At 67.6% G+C, this 16535-nt stretch carries 14 protein-coding genes; 9 read left to right on the forward strand and 5 right to left on the reverse strand.

Features of this window, described 5'->3' with window-relative positions:
* Positions 1–4: 4 nt before the first annotated feature.
* The 7 genes from VFW45_07885 to VFW45_07915 all read left to right on the forward strand — a co-directional run bounded on the left by VFW45_07885 (position 5) and on the right by VFW45_07915 (position 7107).
* Complete coding sequence (locus VFW45_07885; protein ID HEU5180698.1) at positions 5–1741, forward strand: hypothetical protein; 1737 nt, start codon at positions 5–7, stop codon at positions 1739–1741.
* Positions 1738–3282: an FAD-binding oxidoreductase gene (locus VFW45_07890; GenBank protein HEU5180699.1), complete on the forward strand. Its 1545-nt coding sequence runs from the start codon at positions 1738–1740 to the stop codon at positions 3280–3282. Before VFW45_07885 ends, VFW45_07890 begins: the two co-directional genes overlap by 4 nt.
* Positions 3266–3745, forward strand: coding sequence for a YaiI/YqxD family protein (locus VFW45_07895; protein ID HEU5180700.1), 480 nt, complete (start codon positions 3266–3268; stop codon positions 3743–3745). The genes VFW45_07890 and VFW45_07895 overlap by 17 nt, the downstream gene beginning before the upstream one ends.
* Positions 3742–4959: a TonB family protein gene (locus tag VFW45_07900; GenBank protein ID HEU5180701.1), complete on the forward strand. Its 1218-nt coding sequence runs from the start codon at positions 3742–3744 to the stop codon at positions 4957–4959. Before VFW45_07895 ends, VFW45_07900 begins: the two co-directional genes overlap by 4 nt.
* The gene (locus tag VFW45_07905) at positions 4952–5707 is read left to right on the forward strand and encodes a 3-oxoacyl-ACP reductase family protein (protein HEU5180702.1); all 756 of its coding nucleotides are present in this window, start codon (positions 4952–4954) and stop codon (positions 5705–5707) included. Before VFW45_07900 ends, VFW45_07905 begins: the two co-directional genes overlap by 8 nt.
* Before the next feature lie 54 nt (positions 5708–5761).
* Positions 5762–6517: a bifunctional 2-polyprenyl-6-hydroxyphenol methylase/3-demethylubiquinol 3-O-methyltransferase UbiG gene (gene ubiG / locus VFW45_07910; GenBank protein ID HEU5180703.1), complete on the forward strand. Its 756-nt coding sequence runs from the start codon at positions 5762–5764 to the stop codon at positions 6515–6517.
* A gap of 164 nt (positions 6518–6681) precedes the next feature.
* Entirely contained in the window at positions 6682–7107 is a 426-nt protein-coding gene (locus VFW45_07915; GenBank protein HEU5180704.1) for a hypothetical protein, read from the forward strand.
* Here the strand turns inward: VFW45_07915 and VFW45_07920 are convergent.
* Positions 7094–8383, reverse strand: coding sequence for a hypothetical protein (locus VFW45_07920; protein ID HEU5180705.1), 1290 nt, complete (start codon positions 8381–8383; stop codon positions 7094–7096). The two genes, VFW45_07915 and VFW45_07920, sit on opposite strands and share 14 nt — an antisense overlap.
* On the reverse strand, positions 8380–10026 hold the full coding sequence (locus tag VFW45_07925; GenBank protein ID HEU5180706.1) for a SpoIIE family protein phosphatase: 1647 nt from the start codon (positions 10024–10026) through the stop codon (positions 8380–8382). The genes VFW45_07920 and VFW45_07925 overlap by 4 nt, the downstream gene beginning before the upstream one ends.
* A 249-nt stretch (positions 10027–10275) precedes the next feature.
* On the opposite strand from VFW45_07925, the gene VFW45_07930 reads away from it, so the two are divergent.
* Positions 10276–10842: a hypothetical protein gene (locus VFW45_07930; protein ID HEU5180707.1), complete on the forward strand. Its 567-nt coding sequence runs from the start codon at positions 10276–10278 to the stop codon at positions 10840–10842.
* On the forward strand, positions 10839–13331 hold the full coding sequence (locus VFW45_07935) for a matrixin family metalloprotease (protein HEU5180708.1): 2493 nt from the start codon (positions 10839–10841) through the stop codon (positions 13329–13331). Before VFW45_07930 ends, VFW45_07935 begins: the two co-directional genes overlap by 4 nt.
* 15 nt (positions 13332–13346) lie before the next feature.
* Here the strand turns inward: VFW45_07935 and VFW45_07940 are convergent, their stop codons facing one another.
* The 3 genes from VFW45_07940 to larC form a co-directional block, all read right to left on the reverse strand.
* Positions 13347–14138, reverse strand: a complete 792-nt coding sequence (locus VFW45_07940) for a TatD family hydrolase (GenBank protein ID HEU5180709.1) — start codon at positions 14136–14138, stop codon at positions 13347–13349.
* A gap of 4 nt (positions 14139–14142) precedes the next feature.
* Positions 14143–16080 carry a methionine--tRNA ligase gene (gene metG / locus VFW45_07945; GenBank protein ID HEU5180710.1) on the reverse strand — a complete coding sequence of 646 codons (1938 nt, stop codon included), beginning with the start codon at positions 16078–16080 and terminating at the stop codon, positions 14143–14145.
* A partial coding sequence (larC, locus tag VFW45_07950) for a nickel insertion protein (GenBank protein HEU5180711.1) occupies positions 16077–16535 on the reverse strand: 459 nt, incomplete at its 5' end. The genes larC and metG, both read right to left, overlap by 4 nt.

The raw sequence follows: 16535 nt of genomic DNA on the forward strand, positions 1-16535 counted from the left end.
GTGGTTGCCTGGAGCCTTCTGTGCGGCGCTTCTCATCGCGGGAGAGGCGGCTTACGCGGGAGTGGGGCCGCTCGAGGCGCCGCTATGGCGGGCGACCTACGAGGTGCGTTTCAAAAGCTCCGCGGCCGCGGAGCGCCAGGCGGAGATTGCCGCGCGGCTCGCCTGGATTGGCGATCCGGCAAATCGTCCCGCCGAGGTGCGGCTGAGCATGGCGGATGACGGCTTTCCGGGAGGCTATGGATCGCACGTGGAGGGGATGGAAATGCCGGCCGACGGAATCACACTGCCGGTCGACCCCTCTGGAAGAGTCGAGTTCCGCTATACCGTACGTCTCACCCATGACACCGAAGGATGGGGCCCGGGACCCGACGAGGCTCCCTATGCTTTCGACGGCGGCGCCTTCTGGACCGGGCGCTCGCTGTTCATCACCGCGCCTCGCAGCCGCCCCGAGCTCTCTCTGACCGCCGAGCCGGGGAGCCGCATCTCGGTCTCCTATCCTCCCGTTCCCGGATTCGTGGGGCGCTACCGGGTCGACGATGAAGATCACCTGCGCAACAGCTTTCTGATGGTGGGCAGTCAGCGGGAATCGCGCCTCGCCGTCGGCGAGGCGGAAATCCTCCTCGCCCTGGCCGGACCGATGGGCTCCTCGATGGAGCAGGTCGAGCCGGCCATCGCCCGCTTCCTCAATGCCGCGGGGGCGCTGTTCCATGGAGCGCCGCCCCGGCGGATCCTGGTGGCCGGGAGCGTCGGCGCGCGTCCGGGCAGTCTCGACGGCGGCACCTTCGGCGACGACGTCAGCTTCCTGGCCGACGAGCCGCTGAGCGAGTACAACGCCGATCGGTGGAGGCCGTTTCTATGCCACGAGATCTTCCACCTGTGGAACGGCAACACGCTTCATTTCGACCGGCAGGCCTACTGGTTCACCGAAGGTTTCACGGAGTACTACGCCTTCCAGCTGCCGCGCCGGCTCGGACAGATCTCCTCCGATGAGTTCCGCCGGAAGGTGGGCGACAAGGCAGCCGCCTACCTCGAAGCGGCGGGCGGCAAGGGGCTGCTCGCCGCGGGCGACGAGAAGTTCCTGAACCCGGCCGTGGTCTATGACGGCGGCTTCCTGGCGGCGCTGTCGCTCGACCTCGAGATCCGCGCCGCCACGAAGAACCGGCGCTCCCTCGACGAGGTCATGCGGCGGCTCTACCGCCGCGCCCGCGGCGGGCAGGCACTGACCCTGGAGGACGTCCGCCGGGAAGTCTCGAGAGCCGCAGGGGTGGATCTCGACGCTTTCTTCCGCGACCACATCGCCGGCGAGAGGGTGCTTCCCCTGGAGCAGACCTTGGGCCTGTCCGGCATCGCTCTCGAGGTCCGGAAGACACAGCTTCCCGTGCTGGAGGATCTCCTTGGAACGCTGCTGCGATGTCCTTCGGCGCGGCGGACCGAAGCAGGAATCGAGCTGCTGCGCTGCGAGCCGGGGGATCTTTCCGCGGGGGACATCCTGGTGGAGGCCGCCGGCTCGCCCGTGACCGGATTCCAATCGCTGCGCAGCGCGCTATGCGAGGCGACGCCCGGGTCCGTCGTGCCGCTCACGGTCCTGCGCGGCGGGCAGCGCGACATCCTGAAGGTCCGGCTCGGCGGCGATCCGGGCCGCAGCCTTCCTTCTTCTCCCCATGTCGAAGCTTCCCTTAAGCCGCGCCCGGATGCCGGCAAGATCCCCCTGGAGATCCGCTCGGCGGTTTTCGGGCCATGAGGCGCCCGCGATCCGGCCGCCGTTTCACCCGACGCCGGCTGCTGGACTATGGTCTGAAGGCCTGCGTCGCCTATGCAATCTCCCGGGGAGCCGCGATCCGCGCCGCGGCGGGGATCCGCAGCGGATTGTGGGTCAACGACGTCCATTCGGGGCTCAACCCGACCCGGGTGGCCCGCATCGCCAGCCCCGCCACGCTCGCGCAGCTTCAGGAGGAGGTGCGCCGCGCCGGCGTGCAGGGAAGCGCCCTCAGCCTGGCGGCGGGACGTCACGCCATGGGCGGGCAGCAGTTCGGCGCCGACACGGTGCTCATCGATCTCAATGGATTGAACCGGGTGATGGAGCTCGACGCGCAGTCCGGCGAGGTGGAGGTCGAAGCGGGCATGCGCTGGCCGGAGCTGGTGGAGTTCCTGGTGCGCGAGCAGAGCGGCTCGCCGAAGAGCTGGGGCATCCGGCAGAAGCAGACGGGGGCCGATCGCCTGAGCCTCGGTGGCGCCGTGTCGGCCAACGCCCACGGGCGCGGGCTGCGCTTCAAGCCGCTGGTGGCCGACGTCGCCGCCCTCACTCTGGTCGACGGCAAAGGAGAGCTTCGCCGGTGCAGCCGCGAGCAGAACCCGGAGCTGTTCCGCCTCGCGGTGGGGGGCTACGGGCTGTTCGGGGCGATCGCGTCGGTGCGCCTGCGGCTCGGCGAGCGGCTCAAGCTCGAGCGCGTCGTGGAGATCGTCGACTCGGCGCATCTCGCCGAGCGCCTCGCGGAGCGCATCGCGTCGGGTTTCCTGTACGGCGATTTCCAGTTCTCCACCGACGTCGGCTCCGACACGCTGCTGCGCAAGGGAGTCTTCGCCTGCTACCGGCCCGTGGATCCCTCCACCCCGGTGCCGGAGAACCCGGCAGAGATGCCGCGCGACGCCTGGATGGATCTCATCTGCCTGGGGCACCTGCATCGCGATCAGGCGTTCAAGAAGTACTCCGACTACTATCTCTCGACCTCGGGCCAGATCTACTGGTCAGACACCCACCAGCTGAGCGTCTACATCGAGGACTATCACGAGCAGCTGCGCCGCTGCCTGGGGCGGCTCGCCTCCGGAAGCGAGATGATCACCGAGATCTACGTGCCGCGCGATGCCCTGGGGGAGTTCCTGGAAGTGGTCCGGCGCGACGTGCAGGCGGCGAAAATGAACTTGATCTATGGCACGGTGCGGCTGATCGAGGCGGACGACGAGACCTTCCTGGCCTGGGCGAAGCGTCCCTACGCCTGCATCATCTTCAACCTGCATGTCGAGCACGACGAGGCGGGGGTGCGCAAGGCGCAGGCCGCCTTCCGTCAGCTGATCGATCGGGGCATCGGTTTCGGCGGCAGCTACTACCTCACGTATCATCGCTGGGCGAGCCGGGAGCAGGTGCTGGCCTGCTACCCGCAGTTTCCGGAGTTCCTGGAGAAGAAGAAGCATTACGATCCGGACGAGCGGTTCCAGAGCGACTGGTACCGGCACTATCGCGGCATGTTCCAGGCGGGAGGCAAGGCGGTTGCGCATCTGGATTGACGCCGACGCCTGCCCGCAGGCGGTGCGCGAGATCGTGTTCCGGGCCGCCGTGCGCCTCGAGATTCCCGTCCTGTTCGTTTCCAACCGGGGCGGTGTCCCGAAGCGGTCGGCCTGGATCACCGCCGTGCAGGTGAGCAAGGACCTCGACGCGGCGGATCGCCACATCGCGGAGCAGGCCGTGGCGGAAGATCTGGTGATCACCGCCGACATCCCGCTGGCGGCCAAGGTGGTCGAGAAGGGGGCGGTGGCGATCGACCCGCGGGGCGAGACCTACACGGCGGAGAACGTGGGGGAGCGGCTGTCGGTGCGCGATTTCCTGCAATCGCTGCGCGCCGAGGGACAGATCACGGGGGGCCCGGGCCCCTTCTCCAACGCCGACCGGCAGCGTTTCGCCAACGCCCTCGACCGGCAGCTTGCCCGGCGGCGTCCGGGCCAACGCATCGAAGGAGAAAGCAAGCCATGAAGCGGCATCCGGCCCTGGCGGCCATCCTCACCTTCGCGGCGTGCGCCTCCACGGCCACGCCGGCCGCGGCGGCATCCTCCAAGGAGGAGGTCGCCGTGATCCATACGAGCATGGGCGACATCGTCTTCCGATTTCTGCCGCAGGCCGCTCCGGGGCATGTGGCCTACGTGAAGGAGCTGATCGGACGCGGCTTCTACGACGGCACCACCTTCCACCGCGTCATCCCTCATTTCGTGATCCAGGGAGGCGACCCCAACTCCAAGGATGCCGACCGCGCCAACGACGGGGAGGGCGAAGCCGATCGCAAGCTGAAGGCGGAGTTCACCTCCCTGCACTACCGTCCGGGAACGGTGGGGATGGCGCGCGACGCCGATCCCGACTCCGGTTCCTGCCAGTTCTTCATCGCCCTGGAGAACCTCCCTCGCCTGGACGGCAAGTACACCATCTTCGGAGAGGTCATCTCGGGGTTGGATGTGGCGCAGGCGATCGCCGCGGTCCCGAGGGACCTGAAGGACAATCCCCTCGTGCCGATCCCCGTGACCGTCGTGCTCAAGAACAAGCGGGTCAACTCCGATCTCGCCTCGGCGAAGGAGGGGCCTTCCGGGGAGGTGCTCACCGGTCCGGGCAAGCCGAAGCCCTGGGATCCGGGCGATGTGCGCTGGACGGCGCCGAAGCGCGGCATGGATGCCGCGGGCCAGGGCGTGGAAGGCAGCGACCCGCTGGACCTGTCGGTCGACGAAACGGGCCGGGTCATCGACGTACGCTTCGTCTCGCAACAGACCCCCGAGCCGGCGAAGCGCCAGCAGGCCATCAAGGAGGTATGGCGCTTCGAGCCCGCCAAGCTCGAAGGCACCGCGGTGAAATGCCGCTTCTCCACCGACGGCCACGGCCGGGAAATTGCCCCTTCCAAGGTGCCCGGCACTCCCGTCGACGCGCTCAGCGAGGACCTGACGCAGCCGCGCATCCTCGTGCCTGTGACCGTGCCCGAGGGAGTGATTGCCCCGCAGAAAGTGCCGACGCTCCGGCTGATCGTCGACGAGACGGGGCACGTCCCCGACGCCTCAATCCAAACCAGCTGCGGCGACACGGCGATGGACCAGGCGGCGCTCGAGGCGGCACGCAAGCTGATCTTCTCCCCGGCGATGCGCGGCAGCGAGGCGGTTCCGGTCTACCTGAACGTCTCCGTGAAATGGCAGGAGACCGCCGGTGGATAGCGTGCCGGCATGGGCCGGCCGCGTGGCGCTGGTGACGGGAGGCTCGCGCGGCATCGGCCGGGAGATCGTCCTGGGGCTTGCGGCGGGAGGGGCGCGCGTCCGCTTCACCTACCGGCGCGAGGAAGCGCCGGCTCGCGAGACCGCGCGGCTGGCGGAAGAGCGCGGCGGATACGCCATCGGACGGCAGGTGGACGTCAGGCTCGAGCGTGAAGTGCAGGACTGGATCGCCTCGGCCGGCGATGAAGACGGAAGGATCGATATCCTGGTGAACAATGCCGGCGAGAGCGCCGATGCCCTGCTCGCGTTCCAGGAAGAAGAAGAATGGCGACGGATCCTGGCAGTGAACCTGGACAGCGTCCGGCACGCCAGCCGCGCCGTCCTGCGCGCCATGATCCACCAGCGCGCCGGTCGTATCGTGAGCGTCGCCTCCGCCAGCGCGCTGCGCGGGCGCGAGGGGCAGACCGCCTACGCCGCCGCCAAGGGCGCGGTCCTCTCATTCACGCGCTCCCTGGCGCGCGAGGTCGCCACCTTCGGAATCACGGTAAACGCGGTCGTGCCGGGGCCGGTGGAGACGGAAATGATCTCCGCGCTGCCGGAGAGCACCCGCAAGTCGATGCTGGAGGCGGTGCCGCTGGGGCGGCCGGGTAGAGCCGAGGAGGTGGCGGCGGCCGTGCTGTTCCTCGCCTCGGATGCCGCCTCGTACATCACCGGCGCGAGCCTGCGCGTGGACGGCGGGCTCGCCATCTGAGAATCGAACGCTTCCCGCGGGGAGGCGGCGGGATGAAGCCACAAGGAGGTCGAGATGAGCGGGACGATGGAGCCGACGCAGGGACCCGCACCCGACTGGCGCGGGCTGGAGGAGCACCAGAAGTACGATCGCTTCTCGCGCGAGACGCCGGGGGGTTGGTGGGACCTGGACGGCGTCGTCGGCGGGCTGCACGTGCTGAACCGGGCGCGGGTCGCCTATTTCCGGGAGAGGCTGGGCTCGTTCGAGGGAAAGCGGATGCTCGATGTCGGTTGCGGCGGCGGCATCCTGTCGGAGTCCTTGGCGCGCGAGGGAGCGCAGGTCGTGGCCGTCGATCCTTCCGAGGCCAGCCTGGCCCAGGCCAAAGAGCACGCGCGCTCCGAGAATCTGCCGATCGAATACCGGTCCGGATTTGCCGAGGAGATCGGCTTCCACGACGAGTTCGACGCCGTCTTCGCGGTGGACGTCCTGGAGCATGTTCAGGACCTGGAAGCGACGCTGCGCGCCTGCGCCCGGGCGCTTAAGCCGGGCGGGTTCTTCGGCTTCCTCACTCACAATCAGACGCTGGAGGCCTTCACTTTCCTGATCTGGGAGCAGGAATACCGGCAGCGGGTGATGCCGAAAGGGGCGCACGACTTCCACAAGTTCATCACTCCCGAGGCGATGCGCGCGGCGCTGGAGCGCGCCGGACTGCAGCCCGGCGAGATCCGCGGCCTGTCGCGCCAGGGGAGCGGCTCGACCTACTCGATCGTGGTGTCGGACGACGTGTCGGTCAGCTACCTGGGATTCGCGACAAGGCCGAAAGGCCGCTGAGCAAAGCCCGAAAGGCCGCTGAACGATAGGGCCCAAAGGCCTCTGAGCCTAGGCCGGGAGGCCGCCGAGCGAAGCCCGGGAGGCCGCCGAGCGAAGCCCGAGAGGTCGCTGATCAGGCCCATAGACACCTGAAAACCGCCGGGGGGGCCGATGGCGGAAGTCCGATGATAGAAGAAGACCGGAAAGGCGATGAGCTGCGACGCCACGTCCCGATGAGTCGGCTGGCGCAAGCGCCGCCGTTCCGGCAGGTGGACCGCTGCACCGACCGGAAGCCGGGTGAGCGCTGCGTGACGGTCAAGATCTTTTCCGCCGCGGAGGAGCTGCTGGCGGGGCAGGAGAGGGTGCCTTTCCCGCTGGTGCTCGAGGCTCTCTGCCAGGGGGCAGCGTTCCTGACGGCCGGGGAGAATGTCGGCGAGGGGAGGATCCTGCGGATCGATCACGCCGCGCTGGAAGCCCCGGTCAGGATCGGCGACGCGCTGGAGATCACATCGATCCTGCTCGAGTCGGGGGCGGTGGGATTGAAGGCGGAGTGCGTCGGCAGGGTGGATCAGAAGATCGTGGCGCGGGTCGAGCTGCTCATCGCCCGTTGATCGGGCCGCTGCCGCTTCTTCCCACCATGGCGCCCGCAATCAGCAGCAGTCCTCCCAGGATGAGGAGCATGCCGCTGCGTCCCGGGAAGGGGATGGCGCTCTCCGGCGACAGCCACCACCAGGTAATGGAGGCGAGGACCATGACCGCCCCGACCACTCCCAGCTTCCTGCCCCATGACAGCCGGCTCAATCGGCGGTGCTCGCGCTCGAAGAAGCCCGGGGTCGTCAACAGCGCCCGATGATAGCGGTAGGCTTCCACCAGCTTCGCCAGGAGCTGCGGGTGGCGGGCGCGGTCCAGCCCCTTCTTCCACTGTTCCAGGGCCGCTTCCTCCAATCCTTCTCGTTGTAGATACAGGCACCCGAGAAGGAAGTGGGCCAGATCCGATGAGGGAGGATACTCGGCGGCCTGCAGCAGGTATTCGGTGGTTCCTTTACGATCCCCCTGGGAATGACGCATCTCGGCCATCTCCAGCAGGTCCATCGGCGAGCTGCGCAGCACCAGGAGCTTTTCGAGCGCGGAGAGCGCCTTGTCGCGCCGGCCGAGGCGCTTCATCGTCCGGTAGTAATCCTCCAGCAGCGACTCCTCCATGGGGTGCGAGGCGAGGGCCAGGTCCATCAGACGCTCCGCCTGCGTCGGATTCCCCCAAAGAAAACAGATGCGCGCGGTCTCGGCGACGTAATCCGGGCTCACCGTATCGTCGCAGACGATCGTCCGGACGCGGCGCTCCAGGGCGCGGCGCGACGGAATCTTCCCTTCCCAGTCGGGTACCGGCAGGTGCACGAAGAAGGGATGCACGAAGCGGCGGCACAACGCCAGGACCCGCGGCAGCTGCGGATGGCCCAGCGGAATCCGGATGACGCGGCCCGAGGAGCCGGCCAGGAGCCATCCACGCGGCACGTGGCGGCGCAGCGGCGACTGGAAGCGCGGAATGCGCAGCTCCACGGCGTCGACCGCCGACCAGGAGAGCTTGAAGCTGCGGTCCGACTGCCAGCGCCGCAGGGCCGAGATCCGTCCCAGCAGCAGGGCCGCGAGCGAGGTCACGCGGATGCCGTCGCTCTGCATCTCCACGCGGTGGATCGAGTCGAGCAGCATCAGCAGGGAGAGCAGGACCAGGGGAGCCAGCGCCGCCAGCCTCGGCCAGGTTTCGAGCGTCTCTCCCGGCGATTCGCCGGCCGCGGCGCCCGCCAGGAAGAGGATGAATCCCAGGCTCAGCGTCAGCCACAAGGGCGAGGTGACGATCTTGAAGGTGACGCGGGTCTCCACGCCGGGTGTCATGCCGCCCGCCGGATGATCAGCAGGGTGATGTCGTCGTAGCGGGCGGCCCCGCCGCAGAACCCGAGGATGCTCTCCTCCAACCGGTTGAGGCCCGTCTCGCTCTCCACGGCGCGCACCGTCTTCAGGCAATCGATGAGACGGTCCTCCCCGAACTCCTCCCCCGCGAGATTCAGGCTCTCGGTGGCGCCGTCGCTGTACAGCAGGAGGATCTCGCCGGGAGAGAGCGAGGTCTCGTGAGCCGGATAGGGAACGCCGCCCACCACCCCCAGGACCGGACCGCTCCCCTTGAGCCTCTCGACCTCTCCCGAGGTGCTGACCTTCATCGGCGGGTTGTGCCCGGCGTTGACGTAGCGCAGGACGCCGCCGGCGGGATCGATCTCGGCCAGGAAGAAGGAGATGAACTGGTTGGCGGACAGCGTCTGGGTGAGGCGGTCGTTGAGCACGGCGGCGATCTGCGACAGGGGGCGGTCCGCCTCGGCCAGGCCGCGCAGCATCGCCTGGAAGTGCGACATGATCATCGCCGCCGGCAGCCCCTTGCCCGCCACGTCCCCGACGGCCACCCAGAGGCGGTTCCCCTCGCGCGGCAGGAAGTCGTAGGTGTCGCCTCCGACGGTCCGGCAGGGGAGGTTGGTGCCCGCGATGTCGTAGCCGAGAAGCGGCGGACAGGAACGCGGCATCAGATTCCTCTGGATCTGGGCCGCCAGCTCCAGGTCGCGCTGCAGGGCCCGCACCGCCAGCGTCTCCTCGAACAGCCGGTTGTTCTCGATCTTCACCGCCGCCACGTTGGCCAGATTCGACAGGAGCCTCAGGTCGGCCGGGGTGAAGGAGTTGCTGCGGATGCGGCTGTCGACGTAGACCAGCCCGATCACCTCCCGGCTGTTCCACAGCGGCACGCACATGGCGGAGCGGATCCCCTGCGCCATGATGCTGGCCCCCTGCTCGAAGCGCGGGTCCTGCATCGCATCCGAAGTGAGGACCGACTGCTTCCCCTTGACGACCATGTCGGCGATGTGGCGGGAAAGGGTGATCTCCTCGGCGATGCCGCTCTTCTCGTCGCGCACCACCTTGGGCTCCAGCGACTGGCTGCTGTTCAGGAGCATCAGGCAGCCGCGCTCCGGCTTCACCGCCTGGAAGACCAGATCCATGATCGAATGGAGCAGATCGTCGAGTGGGGCCGTGGCCACCAGCTGCTCGCCCGCCTTCTGCAGGATTTCCAGAGGCAGCGCGGTGCGGCGCTCCGGCAGCAGCGAGGTGCCGCCCAGCGTCGTGGGGTCGGTGATCAGCTGCTCCACCGGGACGACCGTCGTCCCCGCCACCGGCGTCGGCTTGTCGGTAATCTCGACCCTTTGCTGGGGCTCGACGTTGAACCAGATCTGGGCGCTTCCCAGGGTGATCCGGTCACCTTTCTTGAGCACAACGGGGGAGCTGAGCTGGCGGTCGTTCAGCAGCGTCCCGTTCTTGCTCCCCGCGTCCCGGACCAGGTAGCGATCCCCTTCGCGATAGATCTCCGCGTGGACGCGGGAAAGAGACAGGTCGGCCAGGACCAGCTCGTTCTTGGAGGATCGGCCGATGGAGATCTTGGGCAGGTCCAGGTCTCTGCGGATCGCCTTTCCTTCCGCTGTCGTCACCACCACGAAATCCATGATTTGAGGCTCCGGGAGAGATCGCTGGCAGGCAGTATAGAGGGATGGGACGGCGGGATTCAACCGCCGGCTCCGGGGCTGGGGGTCGCTTTTGGTAAACGCCGTCGCGTCCCTGGCGGCGGGCTGACGCCAGAGGAGCGTCGCAGGGAACATTTGCGCAATTCTCTTGATTGCCAAGGTGCCTAAGGGTAGATTTACTGCCTCGCAAGCCTTTATTTGGAGCCTTTTCTGCGAAGCGCCCTCCGCATCGTGATGAGCCTCGTCCTGTCGGCGGCCGGCCTTTCCGCGGCCCTCGCCACCACCGTGAAGCCCTTGACCCTCTCCGAGATGGTGAAGCGCTCGCCGCGCATCGTGCATGGGACGGTGGTCGAGACGCACAGTCAGTGGGAGGAGGGAGGCACGCAGATCTATACCTACGTGACGCTGACGCCCAAGGAGATGCTCAAGGGGAAAGCACCCGCCGCCGGCGAAACCCTCACCTTCCGGCAGATGGGCGGTCGCGTGGGTGACCGGGTCATTTACGTTGCCGGGACCCCGCGCTTCTCGGTCAAGCAGGAAGTGCTCGTCTTCCTGACCGGCGACGATCGTGGCGGCTACTCGCAGGTGATGGGGATTTTCCAGGGGGCTTTCCGACCCACGGCGGGCGCCGGGCGCGGTGTGGAAGGGGTTTCCCCCGAAGCGATCGGCAGCCTCGTGCCCGGGAATGAGACGGTTTCCTCCGACGCGGGAGTGTCGCCTGCCGCAGGAACTTTCGACCAGTTCCTGCAGCGCATCCGCGGCCTGGTGCGGGACCAGGCGGAAGGTCGCGCTCCGTGAGGCGCGGTGCCGCAAGACCCGGAGCGTTCCTGCTGGCGGCCGTTCTGGCCGCCGCCTCGATCCGGCCGGCGACCGGTTACATCGCCATTCGCAACGAATCTTTCAGCAATCCGCCGGCGACCTGGCCCATCGCAAACCTGCCGCTTCCCACGCTGATCAGCTCGGCCGGTTCCGACAACGTGCCGGGCTCCGCCGACACCAACGCCATCATCGCCGCCGAGCAGAGCTGGACCGCCATCAACACCTCTTATTTCGCCTTCGCGGCGCCGGTCGTGGGAACGGGGACGGCGCTCAACAGCACCGACGGGAAGAACTCGATCTTCTTCGACGAAACCGGAGCCATCTTCGGTGCGGGGAGCAGCGTCATCGCCGCCACGAACGTCGCCTTCACCGCATCGACGGGAATAATCACCGACTCCGACCTGGTGTTCAACGGAACGCTGACCTTCTCCACGGCCACGCCCACGCCTGTCGACACCTTCGACATCCAGGGAATCGCGACCCACGAGCTGGGGCACATGCAGGGACTGGATCATCCCGGCATCGTCAGCGGGGTGATGTTCCCGATCGGCGCCGACGGCCAGCAGTTCCAGCGCAATTTGGACTCGGACGACCGGCTGGGTGTCTCGGCCCTCTACCCCGAATCGGCGGCCGGCTCCGGGATCGCGGGGCTGCAGGCGGGCGACGGTGATCTCGTCGCGGCCACCGGGAGCATCTCCGGGTTCACGCGGACCACGTCGGGGCTGGTGGTCCCCGGAGCCCACGTCGTGGCGCAGGACGCCAACGGGCTTGCCCTGGTCAGCGACATCTCCCGGATCGATGGAAGCTATCTGCTGACAGGACTGCTTCCCGGCGGCTACCAGGTCTTCGCCGAGCCGATGGACGGAGTCCTGATCGAGCAGGACGTCAACGTCAGCCTATTCATGAACGCCTTCTTCCCCTTCGTCACCACCTTCCTGGGAGGGAACGCTTCGCCCACCACGGTGACCGTCAGCGCCGGCGCCACCAGCAGCGGCAACGTCATCGACATGGGGGCGCCGTACGGCACCGAGACGGAGTCGAACGGCACCTCGGCTTCGGCCAATCCGGTGGCGCTCGAAGCCCTCACTTCCGGGCTGGTAAATCCGAAGGCCGACAACGACTTCTTCAGCTTCCCGGGGACGACGGGGGACATCATCACCATCGATGTAGACTCCAGTGGCGACGGCTGCCCTCTGGACCCGGTCCTGACGCTTCTCTCGACCAACGGGACGACCCAGCTGGCGACGAACGATGATTTCGATGGAAAGGGGAACGATTCGCGCGTCGGCGCCCGTCTGTCGGCCACCGGCACCTTTTTCGCCAAGGTGGTCGACTTCCCGACGGTGAACCCGAACTGTCCGGACGACGGGCCCGGCTCTTTCTATACCATCCACGTGAACAAGGCGATTCCCGAGACGGAGAACAACAATACCCAGCCGACCGCCAATGCGGCAGCGATCGGCCAGCGCCGTGGAGGGGTCATCTCGACGGCGTCCGACGTCGACTTCTACAGCTTCACGGTCAACTTCGGGGACCGGATCCTGGCGGAGGTGACCGCCAACCGCGCCGGATCGACCCTCAACCCGACCTTGATGCTGTTGGCCCCGTCTGGCGCGCTGCTCGCCCAGAGCCTCGATATCGGGGGCGGCGACGTCGATTCGCTGATCGACTTCACGTTTGTTCCGTCGGCGGACATTCCAACCCTCCCGGCCACTGTCGCCCTGCGCGTCTCGCAGGCCGCCGGGGCCGGTGCGGGCGCCTTCTACTCGCTGAACATCGCTACCGACTCGCTGAACACGATCTACAGCGGCACCAAGACGCTGGGCACCGGGCTGAACCCCCCGGTCAGCGCCGACATCTTCCCGAAGTTCATTACCCAGGGGGCCAGCTTCGACCTGATTGTGGCGGGTGAAGGAATTCCCCTCGATCCGGCCGACACGATCACCGTGTCCGGCATCTCGACGTTCCCCACCGCCGGACCCGATTTCGGCTCGGACCCTCCGACCGGGCTCGACTTCCTCGCCACCTCAGTCAACACCGCTTCGAGCGTCCCCGGTCCTCATACGATTTTCACTCAGAACGCCACGCTCAAATCGGCCATGCCCGGCGGGCTGGTGGTGACCCCTTCCGCCGTGCCGGCGGAAGCAGGTCCCATCGTCTACGACGGGACCCAGCTCAGTTTCATTCCTCCCACGGGCGGGATTGGGACCTGGAACGTCTATCGCGGCAACCTGCCTCTGGTGGATGGCAATGCGGACGGCCTTGCCGACAACTACGGAAGCTCCTTCGGCTGCACGCGGACCTCGCCGCTGGCGGCCGATCCCGCCGCACCCGCCGTCGGAGGCGGGTTCTTCTACCTGGTCGCCGAGCGCAACAGCCTCGGGCAGGGAAGCCTGGGCCAGGCCAGGACCAACGCCGGCGGTCTTCTGACGCGCCCCGCCTCTGCCCTGACTCCTGCCTGTCCCTAAACCACAGTTTGACGGCTAGCTCTTGAAGGGTTCGCCCCTCAGACGCGGGAAGGCGAGCTGGAAGTTCCGGCAGGTCTGCTCGCCCATCGCTTCGGGAGTGACGCCGCGGATCTCCGCCAGGCAGGCGACCACGTCCGCGGTCCTGGCCGGCTCGTTGCGCTTCCCCCGGTGAGGATGGGGGGAAAGAAAGGGGGAGTCGGTCTCGGTCAGCAGGGCTTCCGCCTGCAGATGGGCGGCGATTTCACGCAAGGCGGCCGAGTTCTTGAAGGTCAGGCTGCCGGAGAAGGAAACCCGGAAGCCATGAGAGACGGCGAACTCGGCCATCGCGGTGTTGCCCGAGAAGCAGTGGAATACGCCTCCCGCCTCGGAGGCCTTCTCCTCGGAGAGGATCCGCAGGGTGTCGTCGTGCGCTTCACGGGTGTGGATGACAATCGGGACGCCGCGCTCGCGGGCGAGGCGGATCTGGGCGCGAAAGACGTCCCGCTGCGCCTCCGGGGGCGAGTGGTTGTAATGGTAGTCGAGGCCGATCTCTCCCAGAGCCAGGAAGCGCGGATGCGAGGCCAGGGAGTCGAGCCGGTCGCGGATCGCCTCGGTCCAGTGGCGGGCGTCGTGCGGGTGCAGCCCCGCCGCGAAGAAGACGTCGGGATGGCGTTCCGCCAGATCGCGGGCCGCCTCGGCGTCTCCCACCATCGAGCCGATGCACAGCAGCCGCGTCATTCCCGCCTGCCGCGCCCGGGCCAGCACCGCCTCGCGATCGGCGTCGAAGGCTTCCAGGCAGAGGTGGGCGTGGGAATCGACGAACCGCATCGGCTCAGCGCACCGTGGCGCCGACGTTCACCGGCTCCTCGAAGGTGACGATCGTGGCCCTGCCGTCGGCGTCCTCAGCCGCCAGCAGCATGCCGCGCGACTCGACGCCGCGGATGGTGGCAGGCTTCAGGTTGGCCACCAGGACGATCTGCTTGCCTACCAGCGACTCGGGAGCGTACTTGTCGGCGATCCCCGAGATGATCTGGCGCACCTCGGTTCCCAGGTCGACCTGGAGCTTGAGGAGTTTCTTCGCCCCTTCCACCTTCTCGGCCGCGACCACCTTTCCCACCTTGAGCTGAACCTTGCGGAACTCCTCGATATCGATGCCGCTTTCTTCCACCGTGCTCTCCTTCGTCTTGGCCGGCGGCCGGCCCCCCGGCACGGGGCGGGGCGTTTCCGGCTGGCCGAGATAGGCTTTCTTGTCGATGCGCGGGAACAATCCGGCGCCGCGCGCGGTAAGCGCGCCGACCGGCAGCTTGCCCCATTCGAGCTCGCGCAGGCTGCCGGCGGAAGGATCCGCCTCGAGACCCAGCTGGCGCCACAGCTCGCGCGCCGCGCCGGGCATCACCGGCGAGAGAAGCTGGCCAAGAACGCGCAACGCCTCGCAGGCGTCGTAGAGGATTCCGGCGAGCTCGTTGCGGCGCGCCGGATCGCCGGCCAGCTTCCAGGGTTCGTGCTCCACCAGGAAGCGGTTGGTGGCCGAGACCAGCTCCCAGACCCGCGCCAGCCCGCCGCTGAAATCGTATTCTTGGAAACGCGCCACCATCCCTTCGCGCGCGGTGCGCCCCACGCCGGCCAGCGAGGACTCGGGGCGCCCGGCCCCCGGGTCCGGGATGGCACCGCCGAAGGAATTCTCCACCAGCTTGAGCGTGCGGCTGATCAGGTTTCCCAGATCGTTCGCCAGATCGGAGTTGGTCCGGTCGACGAGCGCCTCGTCGGAATAGCCCGCGTCCTGACCGAAGGCCATCTCGCGCATCAGGAAGTAGCGCAGCGCGTCGGGGCCGAAATCGTCCAGCAGCGCGTTGGGCTCGATCACGTTGCCGCGCGATTTCGACATCTTGCCGGAATCGGACAGCCACCAGCCGTGCGCCACGATGCTCTTCGGAAGCGGCAGGCCCGCGGCCATCAGGAATGCCGGCCAGTAGACCGCGTGGAAGCGGAGGATGTCCTTGCCCACCAGCTGCGCATCGGCCGGCCAGAAGCGCTGGTACAGCTTTCCCTCGCCGGCGAAATCCAGCGCGGTGACGTAGTTCGCCAGGGCATCGAACCAGACGTAGAAGATGTGGCGCGGATCGTCGGGGAACGGGATGCCCCACTGGAAGGAGGTGCGGCTGATGCTCAAGTCCTTCAGCCCCGAGGAGACGAAGGAGACGATCTCGTTGCGGCGGGTGGCCGGGAAGATGAACTCCGGGTGGGCTGCGTAGTAGTCGAGCAGCGGTTTCTCGTAGCGCGACAACCGGAAGAAGTAGCTCTCCTCGGACAGGCGCTGCACCGGGTGTCCCTGGTCGGGACAGCGGCCGTCGACGATCTGCGAGTCGGGGTAGAAGGCCTCGCATCCCTTGCAGTACCACCCCTCGTAGCGCCCCTTGTAGATGTCGTCGCCGCGCCCGCGGATCCGGCCGTAGAGCTTCAGGACGCCCTGCTGGTGGCGCGGCTCGGTGGTGCGGATGAAATCGTCGTGTGTCATCCCCAGCCGCTTCCACAAGGCGTGGTAGCGTGCCACCACCTCGTCCGCCAGGGCGATCGGGGTCAGGTTGCGGGCGCGCGCCGAGTCCTCGATCTTCTGGCCATGCTCGTCGGTGCCGGTAAGGAAATAGACCTCGTCGCCGAGCAGGCGATGGAAGCGCGCCAGCACGTCGGCCACGACGGTGGTGTAGACATGCCCGATGTGGGGAGCATCGTTGACGTAGTAGATCGGCGTGGTGACGTAGAAGCGGCTCATCGGCGATGGTACTCCCGCACCGCCTCACGCTGGACCTCGCGCAGCGGCACGCCGTGCTGCAAGGCGGCGGCCCGGCAGTCCTCGTACTCGGGCATCGCCTGGACCTCGTCGCCCTTGAGCATCGATACCTTGATCCGGATCTCTCCGAAGCGCGTCTTCGCCTTGCGTATCTCGCGCCCCAGCTCGATGCGGTCCATGAGCTGGTAGCGGAACCCTATCGTCGTGGTCTCACGGAACAGGATCTCGCCCACCGCGTTGAACTTCTCGCGTCCGACGATCACCGTGACCAGCGTCCCGGGGCGGTTCTTCTTCATCTGGATCGGCGTGTAGAACACCTCGAGCGCCCCGCCCGCGAACAGCCGCTCCATGAGGTATCCGTAGACCTGCGGGTTCAAATCGTCGATGGTGGTCTGGATGACGGCCACCTTCTCCAGCAGCGCGGGAGGATCGTCCAT

It is taken from the genome of Candidatus Polarisedimenticolia bacterium (assembly GCA_035764505.1).
Classification (GTDB): Bacteria; Acidobacteriota; Polarisedimenticolia; order Gp22-AA2; family AA152; genus AA152.